The organism is Reyranella soli (assembly GCF_007992495.1).
Classification (GTDB): Bacteria; Pseudomonadota; Alphaproteobacteria; order Reyranellales; family Reyranellaceae; genus Reyranella; species Reyranella soli.
In genome coordinates, this window is sequence record NZ_BKAJ01000329.1 from 1 (window position 1) to 2,677 (window position 2,677).

The 2,677-nt window shown below is 64.5% G+C and carries 3 protein-coding genes; 2 read left to right on the plus strand and 1 reads right to left on the minus strand.

Features of this window, described 5'->3' with window-relative positions:
• Positions 1–610, minus strand: a 610-nt coding sequence (locus tag RSO01_RS46465; RefSeq protein WP_147157424.1) for a L,D-transpeptidase family protein, incomplete at its 3' end; no start/stop codon positions are given.
• Between the two features lie 52 nt (positions 611–662).
• On the opposite strand from RSO01_RS46465, the gene RSO01_RS46470 reads away from it, so the two are divergent.
• Together RSO01_RS46470 and RSO01_RS46475 are read left to right on the plus strand one after the other, a co-directional pair.
• Positions 663–1,364 (plus strand): fumarylacetoacetate hydrolase family protein, encoded by a 702-nt coding sequence (locus RSO01_RS46470; protein ID WP_147157425.1) that lies wholly within the window; start codon positions 663–665, stop codon positions 1,362–1,364.
• Positions 1,365–1,403: 39 nt separating this feature from the next.
• Positions 1,404–2,627 carry a mandelate racemase/muconate lactonizing enzyme family protein gene (locus tag RSO01_RS46475; protein ID WP_147157426.1) on the plus strand — a complete coding sequence of 408 codons (1,224 nt, stop codon included), beginning with the start codon at positions 1,404–1,406 and terminating at the stop codon, positions 2,625–2,627.
• Positions 2,628–2,677: the final 50 nt, after the last annotated feature.

Here is a 2,677-nt window from a genome sequence, read left to right on the forward strand (position 1 = left end):
ACCAATCCTGTTCGTCGAAATCCTCGAACTGCTTCATGTCCTCGTCGCCTTCCTTGGCGACAGGATCGGTCTCGTTGGCCGGGATCGAGTCCACATTGATCCTCGTCTCCGGCCCGATCAGCGTCACCAGCTCCAGCAGGTCCTCGCGCTTGAAGGCGACACAGCCCTGGGTCGGCGAATAGTCATCCTTCGCTATGTGCAGGAAGATCGCGCTGCCCCATTCGCCTTCCGGCGGGTCGTCGTTGTAGCCGACCACGACGACGAGATCGTACAGCCCATCGTCGCGCCACATCTTCTCGTGGCTCCAGTCGTTGGGGATGCGGACCAGCCGGTTGTAGGTCGGTGCGCGCGGGTCGTCGCACCAGCCGTCATGCTCGTTGATCGCCCGCGCCGGCAGCTGGACCTTGGGCAGCACCAGCCGGTCGTTGCGGAAATAGATCCTGCGCAGCGGAAAGCGGCCCGCTGGCGTCGCGGCATCGCCCTCGACCTTGTCCTCCCGTACGCCCCCTGCACCCAACGTGCAGCGCCAGCGCTTGTCGCCCAGCGTCGCCCAGCCGAGCGAGGTCTCGCCGGAATCGGCCTGCACGTTAAGGATTTGAGGGTCGGACATTGCCTAAAACTCCGCTGATCTTCATAAAGGCTCGCTCTTTTGGGAGAAAGCGATGGCTTATGTCGTGACGCCGCCCGCCACGGTCGGCGTGCCCGTCAACGGGACCGGCGATCTGTTCCCGGTCCGCCGCATCTTCTGTGTCGGCCGCAACTACGCCGCTCATGCCCGCGAGATGGGTCACGACCCCGACCGCGAGCCGCCGTTCTTCTTCACCAAGCCGGCCGACGCCATCGTCATCTGCGCCGACCCCAAGAACCCGACCAAGGTCGCCTATCCCTCGGCCACCAAGAACCTGCACCACGAGATGGAGCTGGTGGTGGCCCTGAAGTCGGGAGGCACCAACATCCCGGTCGACAAGGCACTCGACCATGTCTTCGGCTATGGCGTCGGCTTGGACATGACGCGCCGCGACCTGCAGAACCAAGCCAAGGACATGGGCCGGCCGTGGGACATGGGCAAGGGCTTCGACCAGTCCGCGCCGATCGGCGAGATCTTCCCGGCCTCGAGGATCGGCCATCCGTCGAAGGGCACCATCCAGCTCGACGTCAACGGCAAGACCCGCCAGAAGTCCGACCTCAACGCGCTGATCTGGAGCGTGCCCGAGACGATCTCCTATCTCTCCGGCCTGGTGGCGCTGGCCGCCGGCGACCTGATCTACACCGGCACGCCCGACGGCGTCGCTGCCGTGGTCAAGGGCGACACGCTGGCGGGCTTTGTAGACGGGTGTGGCACGGTGACCTGCACGCTGGTGTGAGTCGCCGAAAGAACAAGCTTCAAGGGGGAGAGCGTCGCGATGAAGGTGAATTCAAAAATCCGCTCCATCGAGACGCTCGCCGCTGACGCCGGATTTCGCAACTACTACTTCGTCAAGATAACGACCGAAGACGGCATCGTCGGCTGGAGCGAGTACGACGAAGGTTTCGGCGCGCCGGGCGTTGGCACGGCGATCGCCAAGCTCTCGGACCGCCTGATCGGCCAGCCGGTCGGCGACCACGAGCGCCTCTACGCCGAGCTTTATTCGATCACACGGCCGGCCGCCGGTGGCGTCGTTGCCCTGGCGCTGGGCGCCATCGAGAACGCGCTTCTGGACGCCAAGGCCAAGGCGCTGGGCGTGCCCTGCTACGAGCTCTTGGGCGGCAAGATCCGCGATCGCATCCGGGTCTACTGGTCGCACTGCGCGACCTGGCGCATCAATCATCCGAGCTATTTCAAGCCCGCGATCACCGACCTCGACGGCGTGAAGGCGATCGGCCGCGAGGTGCGCGAAAAGGGTTTTACGGCGATGAAGACCAACATCTTCATCTACGACAACGACAAGAAGAACCCGAAGGGCTGGCGCCCCGGCTTCGGCGCGCCGAACTACCCCGAGCGCAACGTCGACCGCCATGTGCTGCGCAATCTGCGCATGCATCTCGAGGCGATCCGCGAGGGTGCGGGCCCCGACGTCGACCTGCTGCTGGACTTGAACTTCAACGCCAGCACCGAGGGCTACCTGAAAATCCTGCGCGCCATCCGCGACCTCGACATGTTCTGGGTCGAGATCGACAGCTACAACCCCGAGGCGCTGGGCCTGATCCGCCGCCAGAGCCCGCATCCGATCTCCTCCTGCGAGACGCTTCTGGGTATCCGCGATTTCCTGCCCTATTTCCGCGAGCAGTCGATGGACGTGGCGATCATCGACACGCCGTGGAACGGCGTCTGGCAGTCGATGAAGATCGCCAACTTGGCCGAAGCGCACGAGGTCAACGTCGCGCCGCATAATTTTTACGGCCATCTCTGCACCATGATGAATGCGCACTTTGCGGCCTCGGTGCCCAACCTGCGCATCATGGAAACCGATATCGATCGCCTGGAATGGGACCACGAGCTCTTCACGCACGTGCCCGAGTTCAAGGACGGCCATCTCATCATGCCGTCGCGCCCCGGCTGGGGCACCGAGCCGGTCGAGGAAGCGATCAAGGCGCACCCGCCCAAGCAAGCCACCGGTGGCCTGGCGAGCTACGGCCGCAAGGCTTAGGTCTCTTGCCGGACCGCGGGCCTCCAGGCCCGCTCATGCTCTTTCGGACC